At 48.4% G+C, this 26,190-nt stretch carries 24 protein-coding genes and 1 pseudogene; 20 read left to right on the top strand and 5 right to left on the bottom strand.

Annotated features, from left to right (window positions below; genetic code table 11):
- Nucleotides 1-65: 65 nt before the first annotated feature.
- From AC2JF6_RS01345 to AC2JF6_RS01335, 3 genes are all read left to right on the top strand, one after another.
- Nucleotides 66-1,820: an ABC transporter ATP-binding protein gene (locus tag AC2JF6_RS01345; RefSeq protein WP_500728956.1), complete on the top strand. Its 1,755-nt coding sequence runs from the start codon at nucleotides 66-68 to the stop codon at nucleotides 1,818-1,820.
- Nucleotide 1,821: 1 nt separating this feature from the next.
- Entirely contained in the window at nucleotides 1,822-3,612 is a 1,791-nt protein-coding gene (locus AC2JF6_RS01340; protein ID WP_500728954.1) for an ABC transporter ATP-binding protein, read from the top strand.
- A 123-nt stretch (nucleotides 3,613-3,735) separates the two neighbouring features.
- The gene (locus AC2JF6_RS01335) at nucleotides 3,736-5,136 is read left to right on the top strand and encodes an FAD-binding oxidoreductase (RefSeq protein ID WP_500728953.1); all 1,401 of its coding nucleotides are present in this window, start codon (nucleotides 3,736-3,738) and stop codon (nucleotides 5,134-5,136) included.
- Between the two features lie 61 nt (nucleotides 5,137-5,197).
- Here AC2JF6_RS01335 and AC2JF6_RS01330 read toward each other — a convergent pair whose 3' ends face one another.
- Both AC2JF6_RS01330 and AC2JF6_RS01325 read right to left on the bottom strand, forming a co-directional pair.
- On the bottom strand, nucleotides 5,198-6,376 hold the full coding sequence (locus tag AC2JF6_RS01330) for a class I SAM-dependent methyltransferase (protein ID WP_500728951.1): 1,179 nt from the start codon (nucleotides 6,374-6,376) through the stop codon (nucleotides 5,198-5,200).
- A 95-nt stretch (nucleotides 6,377-6,471) separates the two neighbouring features.
- Nucleotides 6,472-7,086, bottom strand: a complete 615-nt coding sequence (locus tag AC2JF6_RS01325) for a lysophospholipid acyltransferase family protein (protein ID WP_500728949.1) — start codon at nucleotides 7,084-7,086, stop codon at nucleotides 6,472-6,474.
- A 59-nt stretch (nucleotides 7,087-7,145) separates the two neighbouring features.
- Here AC2JF6_RS01325 and AC2JF6_RS01320 point away from each other — a divergent pair, with 59 nt between their 5' ends.
- The 6 genes from AC2JF6_RS01320 to AC2JF6_RS01295 all read left to right on the top strand — a co-directional run bounded on the left by AC2JF6_RS01320 (nucleotide 7,146) and on the right by AC2JF6_RS01295 (nucleotide 12,493).
- Nucleotides 7,146-8,177 (top strand): GIY-YIG nuclease family protein, encoded by a 1,032-nt coding sequence (locus AC2JF6_RS01320; RefSeq protein ID WP_500728948.1) that lies wholly within the window; start codon nucleotides 7,146-7,148, stop codon nucleotides 8,175-8,177.
- A gap of 155 nt (nucleotides 8,178-8,332) precedes the next feature.
- Nucleotides 8,333-9,139 carry a 30S ribosomal protein S2 gene (gene rpsB / locus AC2JF6_RS01315; protein WP_500728947.1) on the top strand — a complete coding sequence of 269 codons (807 nt, stop codon included), beginning with the start codon at nucleotides 8,333-8,335 and terminating at the stop codon, nucleotides 9,137-9,139.
- Nucleotides 9,140-9,176: 37 nt separating this feature from the next.
- Nucleotides 9,177-10,052, top strand: coding sequence for a translation elongation factor Ts (gene tsf, locus AC2JF6_RS01310; protein WP_500728946.1), 876 nt, complete (start codon nucleotides 9,177-9,179; stop codon nucleotides 10,050-10,052).
- 279 nt (nucleotides 10,053-10,331) lie between these two features.
- Nucleotides 10,332-11,036: a lantibiotic protection ABC transporter ATP-binding subunit gene (locus AC2JF6_RS01305; protein WP_500728945.1), complete on the top strand. Its 705-nt coding sequence runs from the start codon at nucleotides 10,332-10,334 to the stop codon at nucleotides 11,034-11,036.
- Nucleotides 11,029-11,760, top strand: coding sequence for a lantibiotic immunity ABC transporter MutE/EpiE family permease subunit (locus AC2JF6_RS01300; protein ID WP_500728943.1), 732 nt, complete (start codon nucleotides 11,029-11,031; stop codon nucleotides 11,758-11,760). Before AC2JF6_RS01305 ends, AC2JF6_RS01300 begins: the two co-directional genes overlap by 8 nt.
- Nucleotides 11,753-12,493, top strand: a complete 741-nt coding sequence (locus tag AC2JF6_RS01295; RefSeq protein WP_500728942.1) for an ABC transporter permease — start codon at nucleotides 11,753-11,755, stop codon at nucleotides 12,491-12,493. Before AC2JF6_RS01300 ends, AC2JF6_RS01295 begins: the two co-directional genes overlap by 8 nt.
- A gap of 239 nt (nucleotides 12,494-12,732) precedes the next feature.
- Here the strand turns inward: AC2JF6_RS01295 and AC2JF6_RS01290 are convergent.
- Nucleotides 12,733-13,239, bottom strand: a pseudogene (locus tag AC2JF6_RS01290) (acyltransferase); the annotation flags it as partial.
- An 87-nt stretch (nucleotides 13,240-13,326) separates the two neighbouring features.
- Complete coding sequence (locus AC2JF6_RS01285) at nucleotides 13,327-14,229, bottom strand: LysR family transcriptional regulator (RefSeq protein ID WP_500728941.1); 903 nt, start codon at nucleotides 14,227-14,229, stop codon at nucleotides 13,327-13,329.
- Between the two features lie 120 nt (nucleotides 14,230-14,349).
- On the opposite strand from AC2JF6_RS01285, the gene AC2JF6_RS01280 reads away from it, so the two are divergent.
- From AC2JF6_RS01280 to AC2JF6_RS01260, 5 genes are all read left to right on the top strand, one after another.
- Nucleotides 14,350-15,885 carry an FAD-dependent oxidoreductase gene (locus AC2JF6_RS01280; RefSeq protein WP_500728940.1) on the top strand — a complete coding sequence of 512 codons (1,536 nt, stop codon included), beginning with the start codon at nucleotides 14,350-14,352 and terminating at the stop codon, nucleotides 15,883-15,885.
- A gap of 282 nt (nucleotides 15,886-16,167) precedes the next feature.
- A complete protein-coding gene (locus tag AC2JF6_RS01275) occupies nucleotides 16,168-18,030 on the top strand; it encodes an FAD-dependent oxidoreductase (RefSeq protein ID WP_500728939.1) in 1,863 nt (620 codons plus the stop codon).
- The gene (locus AC2JF6_RS01270) at nucleotides 18,027-18,191 is read left to right on the top strand and encodes an FAD-binding protein (protein WP_500728938.1); all 165 of its coding nucleotides are present in this window, start codon (nucleotides 18,027-18,029) and stop codon (nucleotides 18,189-18,191) included. Before AC2JF6_RS01275 ends, AC2JF6_RS01270 begins: the two co-directional genes overlap by 4 nt.
- A gap of 90 nt (nucleotides 18,192-18,281) precedes the next feature.
- Nucleotides 18,282-18,689, top strand: a complete 408-nt coding sequence (locus tag AC2JF6_RS01265) for a MerR family transcriptional regulator (RefSeq protein WP_500728937.1) — start codon at nucleotides 18,282-18,284, stop codon at nucleotides 18,687-18,689.
- Nucleotides 18,643-19,125: a hypothetical protein gene (locus AC2JF6_RS01260; protein ID WP_500728936.1), complete on the top strand. Its 483-nt coding sequence runs from the start codon at nucleotides 18,643-18,645 to the stop codon at nucleotides 19,123-19,125. The genes AC2JF6_RS01265 and AC2JF6_RS01260 overlap by 47 nt, the downstream gene beginning before the upstream one ends.
- Before the next feature lie 39 nt (nucleotides 19,126-19,164).
- Here the strand turns inward: AC2JF6_RS01260 and AC2JF6_RS01255 are convergent, their stop codons facing one another.
- Entirely contained in the window at nucleotides 19,165-20,088 is a 924-nt protein-coding gene (locus tag AC2JF6_RS01255; RefSeq protein ID WP_500728935.1) for a LysR family transcriptional regulator, read from the bottom strand.
- A 151-nt stretch (nucleotides 20,089-20,239) separates the two neighbouring features.
- On the opposite strand from AC2JF6_RS01255, the gene vprA reads away from it, so the two are divergent.
- The 6 genes from vprA (at nucleotide 20,240) to rseP (ending at nucleotide 26,185) form a co-directional block, all read left to right on the top strand.
- Nucleotides 20,240-21,685, top strand: coding sequence for a vinyl phenol reductase (gene vprA / locus AC2JF6_RS01250; RefSeq protein ID WP_500728934.1), 1,446 nt, complete (start codon nucleotides 20,240-20,242; stop codon nucleotides 21,683-21,685).
- Nucleotides 21,686-22,090: 405 nt separating this feature from the next.
- Nucleotides 22,091-22,816 carry a UMP kinase gene (gene pyrH, locus AC2JF6_RS01245; RefSeq protein WP_500728933.1) on the top strand — a complete coding sequence of 242 codons (726 nt, stop codon included), beginning with the start codon at nucleotides 22,091-22,093 and terminating at the stop codon, nucleotides 22,814-22,816.
- On the top strand, nucleotides 22,816-23,373 hold the full coding sequence (frr, locus tag AC2JF6_RS01240; protein ID WP_500728932.1) for a ribosome recycling factor: 558 nt from the start codon (nucleotides 22,816-22,818) through the stop codon (nucleotides 23,371-23,373). The genes pyrH and frr overlap by 1 nt, the downstream gene beginning before the upstream one ends.
- A 3-nt stretch (nucleotides 23,374-23,376) precedes the next feature.
- Nucleotides 23,377-24,111: an undecaprenyl pyrophosphate synthase gene (uppS, locus tag AC2JF6_RS01235; protein WP_500728931.1), complete on the top strand. Its 735-nt coding sequence runs from the start codon at nucleotides 23,377-23,379 to the stop codon at nucleotides 24,109-24,111.
- A gap of 8 nt (nucleotides 24,112-24,119) precedes the next feature.
- Nucleotides 24,120-24,917, top strand: a complete 798-nt coding sequence (locus AC2JF6_RS01230; protein WP_500728930.1) for a phosphatidate cytidylyltransferase — start codon at nucleotides 24,120-24,122, stop codon at nucleotides 24,915-24,917.
- Between the two features lie 11 nt (nucleotides 24,918-24,928).
- Nucleotides 24,929-26,185 (top strand): RIP metalloprotease RseP, encoded by a 1,257-nt coding sequence (gene rseP / locus AC2JF6_RS01225; RefSeq protein ID WP_500728929.1) that lies wholly within the window; start codon nucleotides 24,929-24,931, stop codon nucleotides 26,183-26,185.
- The last annotated feature ends 5 nt before the right edge of the window (nucleotides 26,186-26,190 follow it).

Genomic DNA, 26,190 nt, shown 5'->3' with positions numbered 1-26,190 from the left:
TGCACGATTGAGAATAAAGGCGGAGGATTGTCTCCGCCTTTTTATTTATGGAAGATAGATGAGCTATGAAAATATTTTTTAAACTAGGCTGGTTTTTTAAAAAAGAAAAGAAGCGCTACCTGATTGGCATTGCCTTTTTGGCCTTGACCTCGATAGTCAACCTGGTGCCGCCCCGCATTCTGGGGCTAATGGCTGACCAGTTGGAACTGGGCCACATCAGCTGGCAGGAGTATGGCCTGTTGATCCTGGCAATAATCCTGGCGGCGCTCCTGCTCTATGGCTTCCGTTACTTTTGGCGCCGGCAGATCTGGGGCGGTTCCGCGGAACTGGAATTGCAGTTGCGCTCGAAATTGTTTGCCCACTTTATGGAAATGGACCGCACCTTTTACCAGCGGCACCGGACCGGGGACCTGATGGCCCATGCCACCAATGACGTTTCCGCCGTTCAAGAAGTTGCCGGTGAGGGTGTTTTGACCCTGGTTGACTCGCTGATCATGAGCGTCTCGACGATGGTTGCCATGATTATCTTTGTCGACTGGCGCCTGACGGTCGTGGCGCTTTTGCCGCTGCCGTTTCTGGCCTGGGGGGCGTGGAAACTGGGCGACCAGCTCCATGATGCCTTCGACAAGTCGCAGGCAGCCTTTTCGCGTCTGAACAACAAGACGCAGGAATCCGTGTCGGGGATTAAGGTGCTCAAGACTTTTGGCCAGGGTCAAGACGACACTGCAGCCTTCGATAAGATGATCGATGATACGATCACGATCAACAAGCGCGTCTTCAAGTGGGATGCGCTATTTGACCCGCTGGGAACGATTCTCATCGGTCTGACTTACACAATCACGATTATTTACGGTGGTCTGCTCGTCAGCAGCAAGGTTCTAACAATTGGCCAGCTGGTTTCCTTTATTGCCTACATCGGCAACATGGTGTGGCCGATGTTTGCGATTGGCTACCTCTTTAACATTTTGGAGCGGGGCAGCGCCAGCTACGACCGTATTGAAAAGCTGCTCGACGAGAAGCCGGCAATTACCGATCAAAATGCCGACGAAAGTTTAGGTGCCGGCGACATTGCGGGCGACCTGAAGTTTCAGGTTAAGTCATTTGCCTACCCCGATGAGCCGCAGATTCCGGTCCTGAAAAACGTTGACTTTACGCTGAAAACGGGGCAAACGCTTGGGCTTGTCGGCAAGGTGGGAGCGGGCAAGACCACGATAATTCAGCTGCTTCTGCGTGAGTTTGACCGCTACGACGGCCAAATAACGCTGAATGGCCATGACATCCGCGAGATCCCGCTGAACGTGCTGCTGCGCCAGATTGCATACGTGCCGCAGGACAACTACCTGTTTTCAACCAGCATTCAAAAGAACATTGCGTTCGCCGATGCCAACACGGGTACGGACGCAATTGTTGCGGCCGCTAAAAAGAGTGACCTGCACAATGACATCCTGCAAATGCCGGGCGGCTACAACACGCTAGTCGGGGAGAACGGCGTCTCGCTGTCCGGTGGCCAAAAACAGCGGATGTCGATTGCGCGCGCCCTGCTGAAGAGCAGTCAGATACTGGTTTTAGACGATGCGCTGTCGGCGGTTGACGCTAGAACAGAGCAGGCAATCCTGCACTCGCTGCGTAGAGAGCGTGCGGGCAAGACCACGCTGATTGCAACGCACAGGCTGACGTCGGTGATGAACGCCGACCTGATACTGGTGCTGAAAAACGGCCGCATTGTTGAGCGCGGGACCCATGACCAGCTGCTGCTTGAACGGGGCTGGTATGCCGACATGTGGCAGAGACAGGAACTAGAAGAAAAGGTGGGCGAATAATATGGATGAACAGAACATGAACCAATCCGTTTGGTCCCAAGAAATCCCGGTCAAAGAGCAGCTCGGCATCTTTAAGCGCCTTTTGGGTTTTGTGCTGCACTTCAAAAACGAGATGATTGTTGCGGGCATTGGCGCCTTTTTAGTCAGTGTCATTAACATGCTGCTGCCTTACGGTTTGCAGTACTTCCTGGATAATTATCTTGTCAAGGCCGATGTGACTACGCAGGTAATCATATTTGCGGGGCTGCTTTACGCGCTGGGTTCAGTGATCAAGGGCGTTTTACAGTTCACGTACGAGTACTTCTTTGCCCTGGGTTCGGAAAAATCGCTGGAGGGCCTGCGGGCCGCGCTCTATGAGAAGCTGCACACGCTGGGCATGCGCTACTTTGACCAGACGCCGGCCGGTTCAATCGTGTCGCGGGTGACCAATGACACGATGACCCTGAGCAACTTTCTAACGGTTTTATCCAGTGTCGTTATATCCTTCTTTTCTATCATCTCGGCGATGGTCGCAATGTTTACGACCAACTTCTGGGCCGGGGTAATCGTGCTGGCCTTTCTGCCGTTTCTCCTGCTCATTATCTGGGCGTATTCAAGGCGCTCCTCTAAGCTCTACCGCAACTACCGGGAGCGGCTCAGCCGGATCAACACGAACCTGAACGAATCAATTGAGGGCGTTTCCCTGATCCAGCAGTTCAAGCAGGAAGAGCGCATGACCGGCAACTTTGAGCGGGAAAACTCGGCCCTGATGAAGACCCGCTTCAACATGATCAACCTGAACTCGCTTTTGCTGTCGCCGCTGACCAGCCTGCTTTATTCGCTGGCCCTGGCCCTGACGCTGATGTACTTCGGCTTTCCGCTGCGCTCAACGTTCGTGCCCGCCGGCGTCGTTTACGCCTTTTCGCAGTATATTTCACAGTTTTTTAACCCCATTTCCAACATGATGGACCAGATGACGTTCTTCCAGGACGGCATTGTTGCGGGCAAGCGCATCTTCCGGATACTGGACAACACCGACTATGAACCCGCACAGGATGCCCAGAAGGGACTAACGATTGCCCGGGGCAAGATCGAGTTTAAGCACGTCAGCTTTTCGTATGACGGCCAAAACGAGATTCTGCACGACATCTCCTTTACCGTCAACCCGGGTGAAACGCTTGGAATTGTTGGTCATACGGGCTCGGGCAAGAGCTCAATCATCAACGTGATGATGCGCTTTTACGAGTTCTACCAGGGGCAGGTTTTAATCGACGGCGTTGACATTAAAAAATACCCGAAGGCCGAATTGCGCAAAAAAATGGGGCTGGTGCTGCAGGAACCGTTCATGTTTTACGGTGACATCAACTCTAACATTAGGCTCTATAACCAAAATATTTCCGATGAGCAGATTGAAGATGCTGCTAAAACGGTTCAGGCCGATCGCTTCATTGCCAACTTGCCGGGCAAATACCACGCCCAGGTCGGCGAGGGGGGCAGCGAATTTAGTCAGGGCCAGCGGCAGCTGATTTCGTTTGCCCGAACACTGGTTACTGATCCCAAGATTTTGGTTTTGGATGAGGCCACCGCAAGCGTGGACACCGAGACCGAAACGTTGATCCAGCAGGGCTTAAGGCGCCTGCGTCAGGGGCGGACGACCCTGGCGATTGCTCACCGTTTATCGACCATCGTTGATGCTGACCAAATTATCGTCCTCGACAACGGGTGCATCGTTGAGCGAGGCACGCACGAAGAACTGTTAAACCATAAGGGTTATTACTATAACCTGTATACTCTGCAAAACGGCCAGAAGTAGTCTTTGACAATTTGTGAAAAGTATTTTTTGAAAGCACTATTGATAACGGTTACATAAAGTAGTAGATTATAAATATAGTTTTGTCTGAATTTGTGAATTTTGATAAATAAGAAGGAGACTACTATGGAATACCATAAGATTAATCAAACCGACCGTGACAATTTGCGGAAATTTATTTCCGATCCGGAGCGCTTTGTTACTTCCCCTAATGCGCACTGGGACCACGATCAATTTGGAACTTTTAAGGCAATGCCGGATTTGGTTATTCAACCGATCACTAACGAAGAGGTAATGCACGTCGTTAAGTACGCAAGTGACAATCATATTCCGCTGGTGCCGCGCGGCAACTCAACCGGGTTGATGGGTGCGAACCTGACCGTTGAGGGGGGTATTTCACTTGATATGATTAAGATGAACAAGGTTTTGGAATATAGTCCGGAAAGCCTGACCATGACCATTCAGGCCGGCATGAGACTCAACGACCTTGACGCATACCTGGAAGACAAGCCGTTTGCTTACATGCCCGCTCCTGCCATGCACTGGGCAACGATTGGCGGCAACACGGCAACGAACGCCGGTGGGCTAAAGGCAATCAAGTATGGCGTTACGCGTGAGCACATCCGTGAAGTGAAGGTTGTTTTGACTAACGGCAAGATGTACAAATTCGGTTCAAAGGCCGTTAAGTCGTCCTCAGGCTACTCGCTCAGGGACCTCGTTGTTGGTGCTGAAGGTACCCTTGGCGTCATTACCGAAATCACCATCCGGCTTTACCCCAAACCGCGCAAGTCAATCAATGCGGTTATTCCATTCCCGACGCTGAATGATGCCATCCGCTCCGTCCCGGCAATTTTGGCTTCCGGGGTGGTGCCGACGACCGTTGAATTCATGGGACGCAAGGTCATTGACTTGTGGGAAAAATTCGCCAAAACCGAATTCCCGATCAAAGCCGGCAACGGCTTCATCATTATCGGCATCGACTCCTTCACTGAGGACGAGTGGCGCGCTGAACTGGAGCAGACGCTTGAAGCCGTTAAAAAGTTTAAGGCCGGCAAGGCAATCGTCATGAGTGCCGACTCGGAAGAGGCCAAGACGGTCTGGAAGTGTCGCGAAGAGCTGCTATTGGCAATCCAGAGTTCGACGCCAAAGATGGACGAAATCGACGTGTGCGTGCCGATTAATCACATTCCGGTAGTCCTGGATCGGATTGAAGAACTGGAGAAGGAACTGAACATCAGAATCCCTAACTTCGGCCACGCCGGTGACGGGAACCTGCACATTTACCTCTGCTCGGACGACATGAGCGATGAAGAATATGCCAAGACCAGCGACAAAGTTATTTCTGAATTGTACAAGACCGCCAAGAATCTGAACGGCAACATGTCGGGTGAACACGGCATTGGCTACGCCCGCGCAAACTACTACGAGGACTTCTATGGTCACGACTACACCGAGCTGCTTAGGAGCGTCAAGAAGCTGTTTGATCCAAACTACATCCTCAACCCGGACAAGATTTTTAAGAAATAAGTTTGCTTCTAACCAAAAAGAGCATGAATTGGCTTCATGCTCTTTTTTTGTTTAATCAAGACTAGTTAGTAACCATGTAGTTTCTGGTCAGCGGCAGGTTTTGGCCCGACGGACCCTTGCTCAAAAGGTACTGGACAACGTCGATGTTGCCCGATTCAAAGGATGCGGCGCACGCCTGCAGGTAGAGGTCCCACATGCGCGTGAACCGTTCACCCATCTTCTTTTGAATCGTGGACCGGGCCCGGATAAAGTTTTGGTCCCAGATTTCAATCGTCCGTTGGTAGTGGCGCCGCAGCATCTCCACGTCGTCTACCTGGAGGCTGCTGGCTACGATGTGCTCGATGTTTTCGCTTAATCCCGGGATGTAGCCGCCCGGGAAGATGTACTTGTCGAGCCAGGCGTTGGTGGCGCCGCCCTGCTGGCGGGTAATGCCGTGGATTAGTGCAATACCGTCTTTTTTGAGGTACCTGGCAACGTCTTGGAAGTATTGGCCCAGGTTCTCCTTGCCGACGTGTTCAAACATGCCGACCGAAGTGATGTAGTCCCACTCGTCTTCACCCAGTTCGCGGTAGTCCTCAAGCTTTACCTCGGCTACATCCTGCAGGTTTTGATCGTAGATTTTCTTTTGCACCAGCTTGTACTGCTCCTCGCTCAGGGTCACGCCGGTCACCCTGAGGCCGTATTCCTTGGCGGCAGTCAGCATCAGCGTGCCCCAGCCGCAGCCGATGTCAAGCAGCGTCTTGCCCTTTTGCGGGTGCAGCTTATCGAGTATGTGGTGAATCTTGGCGTGCTGCGCCTTTTCCAGGTCATCGTGGTTGTCATCGGCAAAATACGCGCAGGAATAGGTGAGGGTAGGGTCAAGCCATAATTTATAAAAGTCGTTGCCGATGTCATAGTGGCTCTGCACGTCCTGCTCACTCTGCTTTTCGGTGTGCTTGTCGTGCGGCAGGAACCTGCGGAACTTTTTGGAACGCAAAAAGCTGCTGCTGCTTTCGTAGGCACCGCAAATCAACCGCTGCAAGCTGCCCTTGACCTCAATGCGCTTGTCCATGTAGGCCTCGCCTAGTGTCAGCGCTGCATTGTTCAGAATGGACGCAATCGGTATCTTCTCGTTAAAAATGATTTCGATGTTGGGGCTGCCGTTTCCGTATACCTCGCTCTTGCCATCCCAGTAGGTTACCCTCACGGGGAAAGGGAACGAGTTGCTCAACATCCGTTTATAAAAAGTCTTCTCTAACAATTGACTAACCCCTCCATAATAAATAATGAATATTAGTTATTCTAACACCAGAAAAAAAGATTGCAGCCTATGGGGCTTCAATCTCGTTTAATCCTTTATTGGGCATGGTAGTGAAAGGCCGGATTTTGTTCCTGATCAAGTCGGGCCCAGGCCTCCTTCATCTGCTGGTCAACCACTTCTTCGTTGTCATGGGTCAGCTTCATTTTGCGGTCAACGCGGATGGGCTCGCCGAAACAGACTTCAAGCGGTCTCCTCTTTAAGAGCCCCGTGAAGGTCAGTGGCCCCTGGTAGACAACCGGCACGATTGGCTTGCCGGAAAGCTTGGCAATCGCGATGGTGCCGCCCTTTAATTCCTCAGAGTGCCGGGTCCCGGAAGGAAAGATAATCAGCGAATAATTCCCCTTCTTCAAACCGCTGATGGGAATTTTCAACGCTGATGGACCGGGATGTGTACGGTCCACGGGGAAGGCGTGTGCATGCCTCAGGATAAAGCGCAGCAGTGGATTCTTAAACAATTCGACTTTGGCCATGAACATGAATTCCTTGGGACTGCCAGCGAGGGCAAACAGGATGGGCTCCCACCACGTGCGGTGCGGTGCCGCCAGGATATAGTTGCCGTCAGGGATGCGCTCGCGGTGATTAACGTGCAGGTGCCCGTTGATTAGCCACACGATGAAGCGGGCAACCGGGCGAATAAAGTGGTAAAACATAATCTCCTCCAATTGTTGTAAAATATTATAACAGAGCCTGAGGAGAGGATAAAATTTTTATGGACAATTTGCACAAGAATGAACGGATTGATTACATGTACAGCGATGAGCTCAAAATCATCCAGAGCAAGGAATCCTTCAGTTTTTCACTGGACACGCTGCTGCTGGCAGCTGCTGCCAAGGAGGCAATCCGGGACAATTCAAAGGTCGCGGATCTGTGCGCGGGCAACTGCGCCGCTACCATGTACATGGCGTATTTCAACCGGGCCAGGTATGATGCGGTGGAGATACAAGAAGACATCGCATCGCAGGCACGGCGGTCTGTTGAGCTAAACCAGATGGAGAACCGCATCACGGTTTTTCAAAAAAACGTGCAGGACGCCGCCGCCTTTTTGCGCAAAGATTCGTATGACGTCGTTGTAGTCAACCCGCCGTACTTCAAGGTCAGCCCCGAGCACAAGGTTAACCCCGACCGCGAAAAGGCCATCGCTCGCCACGAGCTCCTAATCAACCTGGAAGAAATTATCAGCGTTGCCAGCGGATTATTGAAGATGAAGGGCAAATTCTTCATGGTGCACCGGCCGGAACGGCTGGGTGAGATTGCTTATCTGTGCATCAATCACGATCTGAGCGTCAAAGTGGTGCAGCCCTACGTTGCCCACCGCGGCGAGGACAGCAACCTGGTTGTCGTCGAGGCGGTGAAACACACGGCCAGCGACGGCCTGGTTCTCAGGGATGCGCTTGTGGTCCACGGTGAAGACGGCAGCTACCTACCGCAGATTCAGCGGATTATTCGCGAAACGCCGGAGAACAGGGCGAAGCGCCGTGAACAAAAATCGTATTATTTTTATGTCCTCTTGTGCCGCGACGGCAGTTTTTACGGGGGCTTTACCGATGATCTCGCCAAGCGCTTGGCGGCGCATAACAGCGGCAAGGGGGCCAAGTATACCAAGGCCCGCCGGCCGGTCAAGATGATTTATCACGAGCAGTTTTCGGACAAAAAATTGGCACTGAAGCGTGAATACTGGTTCAAGCATCATTCGCGGACGTGGAAGGAAAACTTTTTGCGCACCCGGGGAGTTGATTTTTAGCCTTGCAACTTAGGCCTAAATCTAGTATCATTTTAAGGTATGCCAAATGGCATGCATGTATAAAACATCAGGGGCGATCAACGTTTTGGTGCCAGACAATGGTGAGACGTTGAGGTGACCGCTTGAGAGGTTTAAAACCATAGGAGGAAGTTATTATGTCAGTAGTTTCAATGAAACAATTACTTGAAGCTGGTGTCCACTTTGGTCACCAGACAAGAAGATGGGATCCGAAGATGGCGCCGTACATCTTTACCCAAAGAAACGGCATCTACATCATCGACTTGCAAAAGACCATTAAGATGTTGGACGATGCTTACGCCTTTGTCAGAGCTGTTGCTCAAGATGGCGGCGTAATTCTCTTTGTTGGTACAAAGAAGCAGGCCCAAGATTCCATCGCTGAAGAAGCCACCCGTGCTGGTCAATACTTTATTAACCAACGCTGGCTTGGTGGTACTTTGACTAACTGGAAGACCATCCAGAGTCGGGTACAAAGATTAAAAGATTTAAAGAAGATGTCAGAAGACGGTACCTTTGATGTATTGCCAAAGAAGGAAGCCTCGCTTTTGACTAAAGAAATGGACAAGCTGGAAAGATTCTTGGGCGGTATCGAAGACATGCCAAGAATCCCTGACGTTTTGTTCGTAGTTGATCCGAAAAAGGAAAAGATTGCCGTTCACGAAGCCAACATCCTGGGCATCCCGGTTGTAGCCATGGTCGACACTAACACTGACCCAGATCCTATTGACGTTGTCATTCCTTCAAACGATGACGCTATCCGTGCTATCCGCCTGATTTCCGGCGCAATGGCCGATGCCGTAATCGAAGGCAAGCAGGGCGCTGACGAAGGCGAAAGCGCAGAAGCTGAAATGACCAAGGACGGCGCGGATGCTGAAGCAGAAGGCACGGAAGAAGCTGCCAAGGCTGATGAAGCTGCAACCGAAGACGACGCAGACAAAGACTAATTTTTATTGTTAAGCTTTTATTTGGAAGGATACATTAATGGCAAATATTACTGCTAAACAAGTTAAAGAGCTACGTGATCGTACTGGTGCCGGAATGATGGACTCTAAAAAGGCTTTGGTTAAGGCCGATGGAGACATTGAAAAGGCAATTGACATTTTAAGGGAAAACGGCGTTGCCAAGGCTGCTAAGAAGAGTGGCCGCATCGCTGCCGAGGGTCTTGCTGAGTTTGCATTCAGCGGCAACACGGCAGCCCTGGTTGAAGTCAACTCAGAGACCGACTTCGTATCATCAAACGACAAGTTTATCAAGCTGGTTGATGATGTAACTAAGGCAATCTTGGCTGCGAAACCTGCTAGCGTTGATGAGGCCTTGAAGGCACCAATGGATGGTTCTACTGTCGGCGACGCCATCACCAACCTGACCGCTGTTATCGGCGAAAAGATCACGCTCAGAAGGTTTGACCTGATTTCCAAGAGCGACGACGAAGTGTTCGGTGCATACAAGCACAACGGTGGCGCAATTGTTGCCCTCGTTACCCTTAAGGGCAACAGCGAAGAAGCCGCAAAGAACATCGCCATGCACGTTGCAGCAATCAACCCCGAGTACCTGAACAAGGAATCCGTTCCTAAGGCCGACTTTGACCGGCAAAAGGAAGTTTTCACCAAGGAAACCGAGAATGAAGGCAAGCCTGCCAACATCATTCCTAAGATTGTTGAGGGTCGGGTCAACAAGTACCTGAGCGAAATCTGCCTGGTTGACCAACCTTACGTCAAGGATGGCGACATGACCGTTGCAGAATACGCTAAGTCGCAAGGCTGCGAAGTTGCCGGCTTCACCCGCTACGAAGTAGGCGAGGGCATCGAAAAGAAGCAGGAAGACTTTGCTGCTGAAGTTCAAGAACAAATGAAGTAATTTTTGATTAATTCAAAAAGAGTGTGGGGATTAGTTTTTCCACACCAACTAAAGAGGCGTTGAACAAGAAGTTCAACGCCTTTTCATCTGTAGTCCGACTTAATGACTGGTTTTTATGGGACTGGGGATATAAAATTTGCTGGCCTAGTACAAGCAAACTTAAAAATAAATTCCATTAATTTTAATAATATGATATATTAGATGATGTATTTATTAACAATAATATACAGATAGAAAATTATAGATAAGGCATGAAAGTTTATGCGGGAGATTGTGAACATGACTAATTTGCTTGAAACGAAAAATATTGTTAAAAAGTTTAAGGACCAACTGGTTTTAGATGGAATAAATTTGCATGTTCCTGAAAATAAAGTTTATTGTCTTTTAGGACCCAATGGCGCTGGTAAAACTACGTTAATGAAGATTTTAACGGGAATGATTGCGGCTTCGAGTGGCAAAGTCAAATTTGCCGGCCATGAATGGACAAGGTCTGACCTGGCTGATATTGGTTCGCTGATTGAGAATGCTCCTTTATACGGCAATCTGACTGCCGAAGAAAACCTGCAGGTGATCTGTCGTTTGCGGGGAACAAGCGAAAGCGAAATTCCAGGTATCTTGCAAACCGTCGGTCTGGGCAGCACGGGGAAAAAACTAACCAAGAACTTTTCCCTGGGAATGAAGGAACGGTTGGGCATCGGGCTAGCACTAGTTGGACACCCCAAGCTGCTGATTTTGGATGAACCCACCAATGGTTTGGATCCGGTAGGCATCCAGCAGCTGCGCAATTTGATCGCTGAATTCAAGCAGAGAGACATCACGATCATTATTTCTAGCCACATGCTCTCAGAAGTGGAACACCTGGCCGATAACATTGGCATTATTGGTGGGGGCAAGCTTCTTTTGGAGCAGCCTTATGACCACGAAACCGATTTGGAAAAACTCTTTAATTCTACCCTAGAGAAGGCCGGTGTTTTATATGCTTAGCGTTTTAGCAAATGAGCTTTTTAAAGTCAAGAGAACGATTATCAGACCGCTAACGGTGCTTTTTCCCTTTTTGGTTGTTGTCTTCACTGGTCTTTTCTTTAATTCTACGGGTTACGTGCTTGAAAGCACAATTAACCAGTGGGGCTTTCTCTGGCTTAATTTATATTTGGCCCTAATTATTGGCCTGATTGATCGTCATGAAAAAAATAGTACGGAGTATAAAACAATTTTAAGTTCTCCCACTAATTTATTTACTTATGAATTAGGAAGAATTCTGCACGGTGTGCTGCTGTCGTTTGCTGTCAGTCTGGTTTTAGCCATTTTTCTGCTGTTAACCAGTCTGGTTAGTCCGGTTAGGGTCGGAATTATGCCCTGCCTAACAGCAGTCGGGGGACTTTTTTTAACGACATTGTGGGAAATTCCCCTGTACACGTGGTTAAGCAGAATATCTAACCTCTACGTTACTGTTGGACTAGCCTTTATTGGCTCTATGATTGGCATATTTTGTGTAACCACCTTTTCTTGGGGCCCGGTTTTGCCGTATGGTTGGTCCAACCTCTTTCCCGTTGCACTAATTAAATTGCATATTAATGGTTTTCCACTAAAGGCTGGTGAAGTTGTACCCAACGCTTCCTGGACCATTCTGGCTTCGATGGGCTTATTCGTTATTTTCAGCTGCTTGACGGCTGCTTCATTTCAAAGGCAGGTGACCCAAAATGCTTAAACAAATTTTTGGTGCGGAAAATGTCAAACTACGGCGCAGCATGCTGCTCTACCTACATTTAATCGCCTTAATTGTCCTCCCCGTTATCTTTGGTTATTATTACGGCAGTCGAAAAGCCCTCTCTAGTGCAGCAAATATGATCAATACGTTTAATGATCTTTTGGCACTTGCTTCGCCACTAGCCATAAGTATTGTAGTGTGCTTAGTCTATGACCGGGAAAAAAAGGCCGGGGACTTTAAAAATTGGCTAACCGAACCGATCAGCAGGGGCAAAATAATAGTGGGGCAATTGTTTTATTACTGGCTGCTGTATGTAATTGAAATCATCGGCACGAATTTAATTTATTACCTCATCTTGACTTTTGGTTTCAACGTGGTGGGCATTTCTTTTATTAAATTATTGCTTACTAGCATTGCCATGGCGCTTTTGGGCTTTTTGCAGTATGAGCTTGCTGAAGTGGCTGCAATGAAGTGGAATGTTGGTGGTAGTTTAGTTTTAGGCTTCTTTGGCGCGGTAGTTGCGATGTTAGGCATAACCTCCTTGCTTGATTTTATTTGGCCGGTTATTCCTTGGGCATGGCAAAGCCGTTTGACCGTCTTTTGGCTGCCTAACATTCCGCTTGCTTACCAAAAAGTATCTGCATTGACTTATGTTGTACCAGTTTTGTTAACCATCATCTTAAGTTGGATGATTATACGCTACTTTAACCATTGGCAAGAAAAGGCAGAATAATGGTGAATAATGTTTTCAAATTCTGGTTTATGATTTAGAAGTCGCGGGTTAGGGGATATAAACGCCGGCCTCTGCAGAATTAAATGACTTAATAACAAAAAAGCAGCATCCCGCTACTAGCAGGAATGCTGCTTTTGTTATTCGCTTTTGCCAATGGCAACCTGTTTCACGCTGCTCCATCCGCAGTGAAGGAGGTAGGCCGAGGCAAAGGATAAAAGCCAGGTCAATAGCCAGGCGCCAAAGAAGTGGTCAAGCAGGTACCAGTCCCGTTCGTGTACGCCGTGAAAGACGTAAAAATAAAGCCAGGCAAAGTACAAAGCAGCGGCAACCAGTGCCACAAGAGTACCACACTTGGTGTTTTGTCCCACATAGCAGCTAATGGCCCAAAAAAGCGGCATTAGAATAATAAATTGCAGCCACGGCATGCCCAGCAGGTAGACCAGCGTCCACCAAAATGTGGGTACAAACAGGTTGGACCAACTAGCCCTCATGTGCTTTTGGTAAGAAAACGCCCCCGCCAAATCATTGGTACGGATCGTCGAATAAAGAATGCCAAAGATAAAGGCAGGTGCGGTATATTTTACCAGGTTATAAAGAAGGCCAAAAACATCCTGCGTCTGGGTGGGCTGCCCCACGCCGAGGATCATGGACATAATTGGCTGCGACATGACAGCGGTGCAGGCAAATACTTTTAAGTAATCGCCGATATCGGCAATGTTAAGCATTGGTGAACGGCGTTGCGTCATTGAACGATCCTTTCTTTGTTACTACGTATAAAAGATTTAAAGTTAAAATCAGTATATATTTTAGTTTCGGCAATTTTAAATATTATATTAATCCTTGTTTTGTTGCTTTATTTGCAATTGATCTTTGAGAAAATCAGTAAATTGAGTAATACTTGTTTTCTTATTACTAGTCAGAGAAGCAACCCCGTAACTTAGTTCGATATCGTACTTAATTGGAATGGACTTTACGTATTTGTTGTCTTTGCCACATATAAAGTCTGGGCTAAATGTAATGCCAAGTCCAGACCTACTCATGATGTTGGCAGTGTTAACGTTATTTACGTATGCTATGTCTTTAGCAATATTTTCTTTGCGAATAATTTCCTGAAGTCTGAGTTGTTCTGGTGGACACCAATTATTATCCAAAAGAATTATACTTTGATCCTTAAAATCCTGACTAATAAAAAAACTTTTAGCGGATAAAGAGTTTGAGCGTGGGACCGTTGCACAGAAATTTCCGGTAATAATTTCATCATACTTTGCATCTTTAAGCTCCGCTACGTCATCTTTAGTGGTTAGAATTAAATCACAGTCGCCATTTAAAAGTTGCCTTTTGAGTTGTGTATGATCATAGTTTTGGAGAAAAATTTTTATACTGGGGAACTGATGCCGAAATCTAGGTATTAGTTGTGGGATGAATTCTTCTTCGTACGGAGAATTTGTTATACCTATAGTTAAGGCAAATTTTTCTTTATAGGTTTGCTGTACTTCTTGAATTGATTTGAAATATGTATTTAGAAGTGGCTTGATGTTTTCATAAAGCAATTGCCCTTTAGGCAAAATCTCAACTCCTCTTCTTGATCTTTTGAATAATTTTACACCAATTTCATTCTCTATAGAGTTTAGTGCTTGAGACACGGCTGGTTGAGAAATATTTCTACGGTAAGCCGTTTTCCTGAAGTTTAGCGTTTCTGCCAAATCAACAAAAATTTCTAAATGATCTAAGTTCATAATAGTCTCCTGATAAAAGATGCTTATTAGTAATAATAAAGTTAATAATCATTACTTTTTAAAGATGATATTATTATATCTGAAAGCGCTATTAAACAAAAGCAAAAGGAGAATATGATTATGAATCAATATCAAAATGTAGACGGTTACGATTTAGACAAAGTGGTTCCCGCTAAAATAATTAAAACTGACGTTTTAGTAGTTGGGGGTGGTAATGCCGGCATGATGGCTGCCGCGGCTGCTAACGAAAAGGGCGTACATGTTATTTTGATTGAAAAAGAAAAAACAATAAATCTAATGAGAGTAGGTATAGCCAGTGTTGACAGTAATGCTCAGAAACGGGCAGGAACGGTAATCAACAAGCTAGACCTAGTTGAATCAATGGCTTCGTTTGCACAGCACAATGTTGATGAACGCTTGCTAAAAACATGGGCAGATAACAGTGCCGAAAGCGTTAATTGGTTGGAAGACAATGTTTTAAGACCGAATGGTGCGCACTTTAAGTCAGAGCCGGATGCAATGGTAACAGGAAAAGCCTATCAAGGTTTTCCAACCGAAAACGATCCAACGACGGATGATCAGTCTTTTGTATCTTACGGAGACTGGTTTGTTAAGTATCAAGAAAATCATAATGTTGATATGCGTTACCAAACCTCTTTAGTTAAATTGCTTAAGGAAAAAGATACAGTGACGGGTGCTATTGTCAAGGACCTTGCTAAAGATGAATTTTATGAAATAGATGCATCAAAGGGTGTAATCATCGCAACGGGTGGCTACTCTGCAAATACGGATTTATTACAACAGTGGAATTCTTTGTCTCTCAAGAAAAATGTTTATAACGATTCTCCCCGGTCGAACGGAGCAGGGATTACAGCAGCTTTAAATGTGGGTGCTATGCGTGACGAAGAGCCGGCCGAGAGTATTTTCGATCGTGGACTTGTTCCTGTGGGAACTAAAACAGAAGATATGTACTACCAAACTGCCACGTATGATAACTGGCTCTGGATTGGATCATATCCATTCTTAAAGGTTAACCTGCGCGGGAAAAGATTTGCTAATGAATCTGTTCCGTACCAGTTCATTGTCAATGCCGCAAGCAAAGAGCCCGGATACCTATACGCAATGGTTTGGGATGATAATTATGCCGAACAACTTGAAAAGATGCACATGTTGGGATGTGCACGCTATGGTTTCCCAGGTTATATGAGTGGCAAGCAGGCATTTATCGATGACACCGAGAACTACATCAAAAAGGGTCTTATTGCGAAGGCCAATACGGTCGAGGAATTGGCCGCAAAGCTCCACTTGCCGGCTGATAATTTAAAGCAAGCCGTGGCCAATAATAACCAGTCCGTCATTGCCCACAGCGACCGGGAGTTCGGCAAGGAAGCCTACAGAATAACGCCGGTTAACAAGGCCCCGTACTACGGCTGCATTCTGGGTGGCCGCATCCTGTGTACTTTTGATGGTCTGAGGGTTAATACCAAGATGGAGGTGCTTGACACGAACTACCAGCCAATCAAGCACTTGTATGCGGGCGGAAATGATTCCGGCGGCTTCTTCTGGGGCTCATATAATGACCGGGTGCCGGGTCTGGCTTCGAGTCACGCCCAGACCTTTGGCCGGTTAGCAGGCAAAAATGCTGCGGAAAATTGATTAATGAATAGGTCATCCGGCCCTGGTTAAAAATATCAGGTTTGAAAGCACAAACGTAGTCCTTTAAAACACGTTTCACCAAAGCGGTTGGCGCAGCGCAAGGGACGTTTGTGTTTTTTACTTAAGAGGCAAAATTTACTGGGCCGATTAACCGCTGTTAAAAGCTGCGCTTGCAAAAATACCGCCTTGTAAACTTAGTGAAAAAATTCATTATATAGTTGACGGTGAACCTCCTTCATCACTTACACTAAATACGTAAGCGTTTAAAAAGGAGAGATAAAAATGACAGACAAAGCCGTTTATACCGGAAAAGGCAAGGGCTTCAAAAGCACCATTATTGTAGAAGGCGAAGTTGCCGGTGAGCAACTGAAAAACGTTAAGGTTGTTTCGAGCAATGACACTGAGAATATTGGCGAGTTAGCGCTGCCCAAGCTGGTTGCACAGGTGAACAAAACAAACAGGTTTGCGGCTGACGCAGTTTCTGGTGCTTCCTATACTTCAAGGGGCTTTAATGAGGCGCTTCAGAATATTAAGGATCAATTGGAAGGCATTGAAATTTCGACTGACACCAATATAAAAGACGGCGTTTACCGGGAAGACATTGCGTCTTTTGCCGAAAACGAGGGTTTGCCCGGAACGGGGAGAGCAACTTTAGAGGTTACCTTTCAGGACAACCAGATAAAGGATATAAAGGTTCTTAAATATTCGGATACGCCGGTGATTGGTGGCATGGCCTTTGAACTTTTAAGAAAGCAGATAATTGAGAATCAGTCAACCGCCGTCGATGCCATTTCGAGTGCAACGGTTTCATCCACGGGCTACTTAGCGGGCGTGGCCAAGGCTATAGACGATGCCGGTGGGGATTCACGTGCTTTTGCCAACCGCAAGATTGCAAAACCGGAACCCAAGCACGAGGAGCTGCACACGGACATTATTGCCATTGGTGCAGGTCTAACCGGTTTCAGTGCCGCCTTGGAAGCCGCCCAGGAGGGTGCAAGCGTGATGCTCCTTGAGGCCGGACAAACCTACAGCAGTTCCACGACCCGTGCGCAGGGTTTTATCATGGGTGCGGACACCGACGAGCAGAAGCGGCGTGGGATTAGCGACAGCGCGGAAAGTTTTTATAATGACCTCATGGCGGTATACGGCGACGAGCCTAATATCGAACCAGATTTGCTACGCAAACTGGCAAATGAATCAGCTGATTACATCAGGTTTCTGGAGGATCAGGGACTGAAATGGGACAAGGTCGTCAACATTGCGCCTAAAGCGCCGCGTCTGACCAAGCGTGCACACACCATCAAGGGCATGGGGACAGCACTAATGAATACGCTGGTCAAGGCAGCCCGCGACAAGGGCGTCGACCTGCGTTTAGGGGTGAAGGTTGACGAACTTATTGTCGAAGACGGGCAAGTAAAGGGGGTTGAAGCTACGACCGTTGAGGGCGCTAGGCTAACAATTCATTCGGCGGCCGTTATCGTCGGGACCGGTTCATACACGGCAGACCCCACGCTAATTAAAAAATACAACACGAAGATGACCAATATTGAAGTTGTTGTTGGCAACGGTGACGGGTCAGCACTCAAATTTTTTGACCAGGTAAACGCTAAAATTGTTAACGTGCCGTACCTGCAATTTATGTATTATTTCTACGGTGCCTCGTTTGGCGATAAGTTCCCTGAGGCAATTCCGGAATCGCCAACGCTGCCCAACTATGACGTTCTTTCGGTAGACGGCAGCGGCAAGAGGCTGGTTTCCGAAGATGATTTTACCTTCGAATTTACCAAGCGCTGCTGGTACAACGGCTATGACGAAGGGTACGCGGTTTACGGCCAAAAGACGGCAGAAAAATATCCGATCATGACCGAACTGGGCCTCACGAAGAAGACCGCACATGATAGGAATTTTGGCTATAAAGAAGACAGCATCGAAAAATTGGCGAAAGACGTTAACATCGATGCAAAGACCTTGCAGAAAACGATTGAGCGGTACAACGAGTTGTGCGACAAGGGCGTGGATGAAGATTTTCACAAAAATCCTGCTCACATGGTCAAGATAACGGCGCCCTACTATATCTTAAGAATGCCGCAGGTATGTACTGACGGCTACACGGGGCAAAGATTGATGAGCACGGCCAGGTTTTGAGCGCGAACGGAACGCCCATTCCTGGTTTGTACGCTGCTGGTTCATGTGCCGACAGTGGCGTCATGGGAATCGACTACTTTGGTGACGGAATGTCCCTGCTTAACTGCGGCGTTTTCGGCCGTGCAGCCGCTAAGGATGCAGTCTCAAAGATCCATAATTAAATAAATTGTTAAAGGGCCCTAATTTTTCTGAAATGGGGCTTTTTTTCTGCTTTAATATAGCTGTGTGAAAGCAGAAAGAGATAAATGACTATGAAAAGAGAAGTAAAGTACCCGTATATTTATACATCTTCGCAACTGGGAAAGTTTTTTGGCATCTCAATCAAGGGCATTGAATATTATGAAAAGAAAAAATTAATATCGCCGCAACGGGTTGGCAATAATAAGCAGCGCCGCTTCAACCTAAACGACTCGTATCGAATATTCATGGCACGCTACCTGAGTCAAGCGGGCTTCTCACTAAATGAAACACTGGGTATTCTGAACTCTCCCAGTAAAGAAGTTGCTTTAGAGCACGTAAAGCCGCAAATTGATAAGCTAGAAAAAGAAAGTTTGCGATTAAGTGTAACACTCGCTATTATGAAATATAATTACAACCTTCTAAACAGTGTTGATGAAGGGCAGCCGTTTTTTCAAGTGGAAGAATTCACCGGCTTTTAAGCAGCTGTTCTTAAGGGAAATGGGCGGTCCGCACCAGAGTAATGAGGAGCAGACTGAAGAATACCGGCAGTGGAACGAACTGATGCCGATTACAAATGCGTCCATAAGATACCGCAAGCAGGAGGTCTTACAAAAAACATCGGTAATTGAGCCCGAAATCGAAATGATTATCAGCGAAGATAATTTTAAGCGTTTTGGGTTGAAAGCCAGTGACAGGGTACGCACAATTCCTACTCAAACCTGTTTGCATACAGTGGTTATGGGAAACGCACAAGACATTGACAGTAAAAAATGGCTTGACGAGGTAAGGCGCTACTTGAAAAAGAACGATTTGCTGCTTAACGGCGATATTATTACTTCACTTCTGCTGGTCTTGAGCAATCCCGAGGCGGAAATTCGCTTTGACGAAGCGTGGATTCCGATTTCAGACAGATAATATCTTATTGTGTACACCAATTTAAATTCTGATTGATATTCAAAGTTTTTTGTTTGCTGAATTAACTACCCTACACAACTTTTGCGCGACTTCGTTCACTTGGGGCGAAGCACTTCTATTAGTAGTTACACCGACGTCCAGGTTGAACATCGTGCGTGGAATCTCCATGACGTTAAATTCGTACCTGCTGGCATTCAGGTAATCCAGCGTGTCGTTTAGCGTAACCGTGATGCCTAACCCCTTGATTGCAAGCTGGCAGGCGCCAATAAAGTCGTTCACCTTGATTGTTTTATGGACCCTGATGCCGTCGTCTGCGAATAAGTGATCGGCAATCTTTTGAAAAACGGAGTTATCGGTCAGTGAGACGAGGGCACTATTGTTTAACTGGTGGAATAATGCCGGTGAAAATGCCACTTTGCGCCTGCCTTTTTGAAAGAGGGCGTGGTTGCGGGGAATGATTATGCTCGCCCGGGAACGGTACAGGTAGCGCGAGTTGAATTCCGGCCCGTGCAGCAGGGCACCCCAAAAGACGTCAACGTTGTGGTTTTCGAGCATCTTAAGCGACTCATTCGAAGTGAAAAGGTGCTGAATTTCAAATTGAAAATTGGGAAATGCACCTTGCAACTCACTAATGACCGCTGTGGTTGTTCTAGCGGTCCAGAGTGGCGCAAGCGCAACTTTAATTAATGGTTTTTGGTTGGGTGAATAGTGCTCCAACTCGTGTTCAAGTTGGATGCGGTCGCCGATAATTTTTTCTAGCCCCCTGGCTAACTCGGCACCGGCTGGGGTCAAGGAGATTGGCACCCGGTTGCGGTTGACCAGGCGGACGTGGTAGTGGCCCTCCGCCTTGGTAATAATCTGGCTGACGTAGGGCTGACTCAAGTACAGCAGATTGGCCAGTTCACTGACCGTCTTGACCTCGTTCACGGTTAGGAGAATTTGGTGTAAAAGTTTTTCATCCATAGCATCTTGCCTCACTATTATTGCAGTTTCACAATGATCAGAATTCAAAATATTTATTTTACATTGGTGATTTCATAACTTATATTAGCATTGTAAGCGGTATTTAGAAATATCATTTAATAGTAAGATTTCAATAATGAGGGAGAAAAACATGTTAGCACAAAATAATCAGTATGACCTGGTGATTGTTGGTTCCGGTTTATCCGGTCAAGCCGCTGCAGCCGAGGCCGCAAGTAGGAAGCTAAAGACGCTTGTAGTTGAGCAGGGCAGAACCACCGGTGGCTCGGGCAACTACGTTGAGGGCGTGTTTGCCATTGGGAGCCAGATGCAGAAGGAACAGGGAATCGATCTTTCCGCAGAAAAACTGCTGCACGACGAGCAGGAATTCTCGCACTTTGAAGCAGACACCATGATCTGGAAGGACTACATTGCCCAGTCAGCTGCCAACGTCGACTGGCTGGAGCAACTCGGTGTGAAGTTTAAGGGCGTTGCAACCCTGGGCGCGGGTCTGAACACCTGGCACATGTTTAGTGGCCTGGGCAATCATGCCATTCACGATGGGATGCAGCCCCATTCAGAGCAAAGGGGCGTTGAGTTTATTACTTCCGCGGCGGTCACCGACTTGCAGCAAGATGACACCGGCAGGATAACGGGCCTCACGATTGAAGATTTTGACGGCAAAGAACGGACAGACATCAAGGCCAAGACGGTCATCCTGGCAACCGGTGGCTACTTAAACAACCGCGCGATGTTGACGGAGTACTTTAATTCCAATTCCAACCGCATTGTGCCGATGAATTCCGGCAAAAGCACCGGCGCGGGCCTGCAGATGGCGTGGAAGGTCGGCGCGAAGAAGTACGGCCTGGGCATGGCAATGATGTTTGGCGGACAGATCATGGAAGATACGGTACCGTCGTTTAAGTTCTGGAAGACCGACATTGGAATAGCCAGCTGCGAGATGGCACCTTTGTGGGTCAACGAAAGCGGCAATCGCTTTGTGGATGAGAGCGTGTTTAGAATATGGGCCCACGCCGGAAATGCGCTTATCAGACAGGAGAAGGTCTTTGCAATATTGGACCAAAAAGCGGTAGATGAATTCGCAGACAATAAGCTGCCGCGCAGCCTTAAGCCGTTGTCTGACCGGACCAGGCTTGACCAGTTGAAGGCCATGATTGAATCCGCTAAAGCGCAAAACTTATCTTTCCTTACCGTTGCCGATTCAATTGCGGACTTGGCGGCCCGACTTGACCTGCCCGACTTGCCTGCAACCGTTGAACGCTACAACCAGCAGGTTGACCGCGGCCGCGATGACAACTTTGAAAAACCAGCAGATTACCTTTACCATGTAAAGACTGGTCCCTTCTACGCCTTTGAAATTGGTGTTGGTGCCTATTGCACGATGGGCGGACTGCGCGTGAACCGCAAGAACGAAGTTTTGGATAAGCAGGGGCGGAAAATCCCTGGCTTGTATGCGGTCGGTGCAGACGCGTCTGCGGTTCTCGTCGGTGACACTTACGGGGTCAACGTTCCCGGGTCAGAGGCCGGCTACTGCATCTACTCGGGCCGGGTTGCCGCCGCTGAAGCCGCCAAAAGATAATTAAAAATATGCCAAAAAGGGGAGGAATCATTTTGACCGGATGATTTTCCCTCTTTTTGCATGCAAAAAGCCGCCCGGCATGGTAAAGTGCCGGGTGGCTTTGTTCGTAAGGAAAAAGTATCTTATTATCTCACATCCAATTATAGCAGTTTTGCGTTAAGGTAGCCGCAAATTGCACTCGCCTCCAAATGGCCGCCTTTGGGAGCAGCCACTTTATAAAAACTTAATGACCCAGCTAGGGGTTTTTGGGAATCGTGCACGTTCTGTCGATCCGCCCTTGCGCGCAAAACCACGCACGCGCACAAGTGCCTTTTGCTTTAACAAAAAGTGGCCGGCTTTCGTTTTGCTATCCACATTTGCCCGTTTTCTATGGTAGAATAATTTAAGTTAATAGAGGAGGTTGTCATGACTGAAGTCAAATATCATCGCATTGTTTTGAAAATATCTGGTGAAGCTTTAGCTGGTAAAGAGGGAACCGGAATTAGTCCAACCGTTATTAGCCACTTGGCCCAAGAGATCAAGTCGGTCCATGACCTTGGGGTCGATATCGGCATCGTCTGCGGCGGTGGCAACATGTGGCGCGGTGAAACGGGCGCCAAGCTCGGAATGGAACGCTCACAGGCTGATTATATGGGCATGCTCGCCACAATCATGAACGGCTTGGCGCTTCAGGACGGCCTAGAGCACGTTGGTGTGCCGACTCGTCTGCAGACTTCAATTGAGATGAGGCAAGTTGCCGAACCTTACATCAGGCGCAAAGCGATTCGGCACTTGCAAAAGGGCCGCGTGGTAATTATGGGCGGGGGTACAGGCAACCCTTACTTCTCGACCGATACCACTGCGGCGCTGCGGGCTGCTGAGATCAACGCAGACGTAATCCTGATGGCCAAGAACGGCGTCGACGGTGTATATACGGCCGATCCCAAGATTGACCCCAACGCCCAAAAATACAGTGAATTAACTCAGCTTGACGTAATCTCCAAGGGCTTAAAGGTCATGGACCGGACCGCAAGTTCACTCTCAATGGACACAAACATCCCGTTGATCGTATTTAACGTTAACACCGCGGGCAACATTAAGAAGGTTGTCATGGGAGAACATATCGGCACAGTAATTGAAGGAGGAAAATAATGAACAACGATACTATTAAAAAAGCGCAGGAAAACATGGACAAATCCATCACTGTTTTTGCCAAAAATCTGCGTTCCATCCGTGCTGGCGTAGCCAATGCGGCAATCTTGGATGGAATTCAGGTTGACTACTACGGTGCACCAACGCCCCTAACCCAATTGTCGAGCATCACGATTCCGGAACCACGCGTCCTCTTGATTACGCCCTATGACCAAGGCAGTCTCGACAACATTGAACACGCGCTGCTTGCATCCAATTTGGGCCTGACCCCCGCAAACGACGGCAAGGTCATCCGACTGGTGATCCCGCAGCTAACCGGTGAGCGGCGCCGGGAAATCGCCAAGCAGGTCAACCAGCTGGCTGAAGAAGGCAAGATTGCGGTTAGGAACGTCCGTCGCGATGCGATGAACAGCCTCAAGAAGCAATTGAAGGATGACGATATTACCGAAGATGAGCAGCGCAGTTTGGAAAAGCGGGTGCAAAAAGCGACGGACGATGCCACTAAGAAGATTGACCAGCTTGCCGACCAGAAGCGTAAAGAAATCACGCAAGGCTAAATAATGGCAGACAAGAAGAACCAGCTCAACCACCTGGCGATCATCATGGATGGCAACGGCCGGTGGGCCCGCAGGCAGGGCAAGCCGCGCGTTGCGGGTCACTATGAGGGCATGAACAACGTTGAACGCATTACCCTGGCCGCTGCGCAGATGGGCATCAAGGTGTTGTCGCTCTATGCCTTTTCGACGGAAAATTGGGCCCGACCCAAGGAAGAAGTGGCCTACTTGATGAATCTGCCAGTGCGCTTTTTTGACAGGTTTATGCCGACTTTGATGGAAAATAACGTCAAGGTCAATATTATGGGCTACCTGGACGAATTGCCGCGTAAGACGCACGACGTCGTGCAGCGGGCCATGGCACAGACGGCAGCTAATACGGGATTAGTGCTGAATTTTGCCTTTAATTACGGTTCCCGCAGCGAGCTTACCACCGCCGTGAAGGAGCTGGCCGCGTTGGTTGAGACGGGGGCGATCGGCAGCGAGCAGATTGACGAAGACATGATCTCGGCACGGCTGATGACGGCCAAGCTGGGTGAATACAGCGATCCCGATCTGCTCATCCGGACATCGGGCGAACAGCGAATCTCCAACTTTATGCTCTGGCAATTGGCTTATTCCGAGCTTGCCTTTAGTCCCAAAAATTGGCCTGATTTTACCGCCGCAGACTTGGAAAAATTTGTCAATGAGTTTCAAGGTCGGCACCGCCGCTTCGGTCGGGTCGATGAATCAGATAGTTAGGTAGAGATATGAAACAACGTGTAATTACAGCAGTTATTGCTTTAATATTATTTATTCCGATTGTCCTAGCGGGCGGGGCGTGGATCGACTGGCTCACGGTGGCCTTTGCAGCAGTCGGCATCAGTGAAATTTTCCTGATGAAAAAGCAGATCTTGGTCTCGGTCAACTTCCTGCTAGCACTGTTGGCAACCATTACGTGGGCTGTGCCTAACAGCTTTTTCAACGGTGCGCCCTTCAACTGGACAAAGTACGGGGTGTACTTTGCGCTCATCATGCTGATGCTTTCATGGACGGTTCTGTCCAAAAACAAGACCACCTTTGACGACGTCAGTGTTTACACCCTGGGCTCTTTATACATTGGCACCGGCTTTCACTACATGGCCGGCGTCAGGAACAGCACCAATGGCCTCGCGCTTTTGTGCTACGTTTTTGTGGTTGTTTGGCTCACCGATACCGGCGCGTACATGATCGGGCGCAAGATTGGCAAACATAAGTTATGGCCCGTGATCAGCCCCAACAAAACCTGGGAGGGGTCGATTGGCGGCACACTGTGTGCCGTTGTATGTGCCGCAATTTATGTTTACTTTGTCAACACGGGTTACCCGCAGGGGCAGATGATTATCATCGCCTTTGCCCTGTCAATTGTTGGCCAGATGGGCGACCTCGTCGAATCCGCTTATAAGCGCTACTACGGCGTGAAGGATTCCGGCAAAATCTTGCCGGGCCACGGTGGCATCCTGGACCGCTTCGACAGCATGCTTTTTGTCCTGCCCGTTTTTGCCGCGCTACTAGGAATCGTGCATTAGGAGAATTCTAATTGAAGGGTATACTGATTTTTTTAGTTGTATTCGGTCTCTTGGTCTTTGTCCATGAGTTCGGGCATTTTATCGTCGCCAAGAAGTGCGGCGTTTTGGTGCGCGAATTTTCGATTGGCATGGGGCCCAAGCTTTTCCAGGTGCGTCGCACCAAGACCACCTACACCATCCGCTGGCTGCCCCTGGGCGGCTATGTGCGCTTGGCAAGCAAGGATGACGGGCCGGCCCTTGAGCCGGGCATGACCGTTATCCTGCAGTTAAACGACCACGACCAGGTGGTTAGGATCGATGCGTCGGAAGCAGACCTGCCCATCGAGGGTATTCCCGTGCTGATAACCAAGGCCGACTTAGTTGACGACCTGCTTATCACCGGCTATGAAAATGGCGACGAGGATAAACAAGTTACGTATCACGTGGATCATGATGCAACAATTATTGACCAGACCAAAACGGAACTGATTATTGCGCCGCGCGATACGCAGTTTCAGGAAGCCAATGTGTGGCAGAAGCTGGCGACCAATGTGGCCGGCCCCTTAATGAATATCCTTTTAGGCTTTGTCGTCTTTTTGATGTGGACGTTTACCGTTCCCGGTCCGGCGACAACGACGATCAGCAGGGTGGTTGCGGGTTCGCCGGCCGCGTCTGCGCGGATTGAGCCGGAGTCCAGGATACGTGCCATCAATGGGCGCAAAACCGTCACGTTTGAGGACATTTCCCGGCAAATTGACCACAGCAAGGGGAAGGCGTTAACCGTTGAGCTGGTTAGAAATGGCACGGTCAAGACGGTTAAGGTGCAGCCCAAGGCCGTCAAGGTACAAAAGCAGACGGTATATCAGATCGGCATTCAGGCCAAAAGCGACGAACGCTTTGGGCCTAAGTTGCGCCGCGGCTGGGATACCGCCGTCTCAACCACGGGGATGATTTTCAGTGCCGTGGGCAACCTGTTCAGGCACTTTAGTCTGAATAAGTTGTCTGGGCCCGTCGGTATTTATTCACAGACGTCGCAGGTTTCGCGGATGGGCTTCTCCTACCTCCTGGCCTTTTTAGCCATGATCTCAATCAACCTGGGCATTGTGAACCTGATTCCGATTCCCGGCCTTGACGGGGGGAAGTTCCTGCTGAACATCATTGAGATACTGCGGGGCAAGCCTATTTCCGAGGACCACGAAGCGATGGTTGAGCTGGTTGGTTTTGGCCTGTTGCTGCTCTTGATTATTGCGGTTACCGGCAACGACATTTACCGCTACTTTATTAAATAGAATAT

The organism is Lactobacillus sp. XV13L (genome assembly GCF_059900875.1).
Note: the sequence above shows the minus strand (reverse complement) of the source record. Positions and strands in the feature narration are given on the sequence as shown.

Bases quoted from the DNA above. Each gene is read 5' to 3' on its own strand.
- AC2JF6_RS01345 (WP_500728956.1), top strand. From the start codon at position 66: ATGAAAATATTTTTTAAACTAGGCTGGTTTTTTAAAAAAGAAAAGAAG.
- AC2JF6_RS01340 (WP_500728954.1), top strand. From the start codon at position 1,822: ATGGATGAACAGAACATGAACCAATCCGTTTGGTCCCAAGAAATCCCG.
- AC2JF6_RS01335 (WP_500728953.1), top strand. From the start codon at position 3,736: ATGGAATACCATAAGATTAATCAAACCGACCGTGACAATTTGCGGAAA.
- AC2JF6_RS01325 (WP_500728949.1), bottom strand. From the start codon at position 7,086: ATGTTTTACCACTTTATTCGCCCGGTTGCCCGCTTCATCGTGTGGCTA.
- AC2JF6_RS01320 (WP_500728948.1), top strand. From the start codon at position 7,146: ATGGACAATTTGCACAAGAATGAACGGATTGATTACATGTACAGCGAT.
- rpsB (WP_500728947.1), top strand. From the start codon at position 8,333: ATGTCAGTAGTTTCAATGAAACAATTACTTGAAGCTGGTGTCCACTTT.
- tsf (WP_500728946.1), top strand. From the start codon at position 9,177: ATGGCAAATATTACTGCTAAACAAGTTAAAGAGCTACGTGATCGTACT.
- AC2JF6_RS01305 (WP_500728945.1), top strand. From the start codon at position 10,332: ATGACTAATTTGCTTGAAACGAAAAATATTGTTAAAAAGTTTAAGGAC.
- AC2JF6_RS01300 (WP_500728943.1), top strand. From the start codon at position 11,029: ATGCTTAGCGTTTTAGCAAATGAGCTTTTTAAAGTCAAGAGAACGATT.
- AC2JF6_RS01295 (WP_500728942.1), top strand. From the start codon at position 11,753: ATGCTTAAACAAATTTTTGGTGCGGAAAATGTCAAACTACGGCGCAGC.
- AC2JF6_RS01285 (WP_500728941.1), bottom strand. From the start codon at position 14,229: ATGAACTTAGATCATTTAGAAATTTTTGTTGATTTGGCAGAAACGCTA.
- AC2JF6_RS01280 (WP_500728940.1), top strand. From the start codon at position 14,350: ATGAATCAATATCAAAATGTAGACGGTTACGATTTAGACAAAGTGGTT.
- AC2JF6_RS01275 (WP_500728939.1), top strand. From the start codon at position 16,168: ATGACAGACAAAGCCGTTTATACCGGAAAAGGCAAGGGCTTCAAAAGC.
- AC2JF6_RS01265 (WP_500728937.1), top strand. From the start codon at position 18,282: ATGAAAAGAGAAGTAAAGTACCCGTATATTTATACATCTTCGCAACTG.
- AC2JF6_RS01260 (WP_500728936.1), top strand. From the start codon at position 18,643: ATGAAGGGCAGCCGTTTTTTCAAGTGGAAGAATTCACCGGCTTTTAAG.
- AC2JF6_RS01255 (WP_500728935.1), bottom strand. From the start codon at position 20,088: ATGGATGAAAAACTTTTACACCAAATTCTCCTAACCGTGAACGAGGTC.
- vprA (WP_500728934.1), top strand. From the start codon at position 20,240: ATGTTAGCACAAAATAATCAGTATGACCTGGTGATTGTTGGTTCCGGT.
- pyrH (WP_500728933.1), top strand. From the start codon at position 22,091: ATGACTGAAGTCAAATATCATCGCATTGTTTTGAAAATATCTGGTGAA.
- frr (WP_500728932.1), top strand. From the start codon at position 22,816: ATGAACAACGATACTATTAAAAAAGCGCAGGAAAACATGGACAAATCC.
- uppS (WP_500728931.1), top strand. From the start codon at position 23,377: ATGGCAGACAAGAAGAACCAGCTCAACCACCTGGCGATCATCATGGAT.
- AC2JF6_RS01230 (WP_500728930.1), top strand. From the start codon at position 24,120: ATGAAACAACGTGTAATTACAGCAGTTATTGCTTTAATATTATTTATT.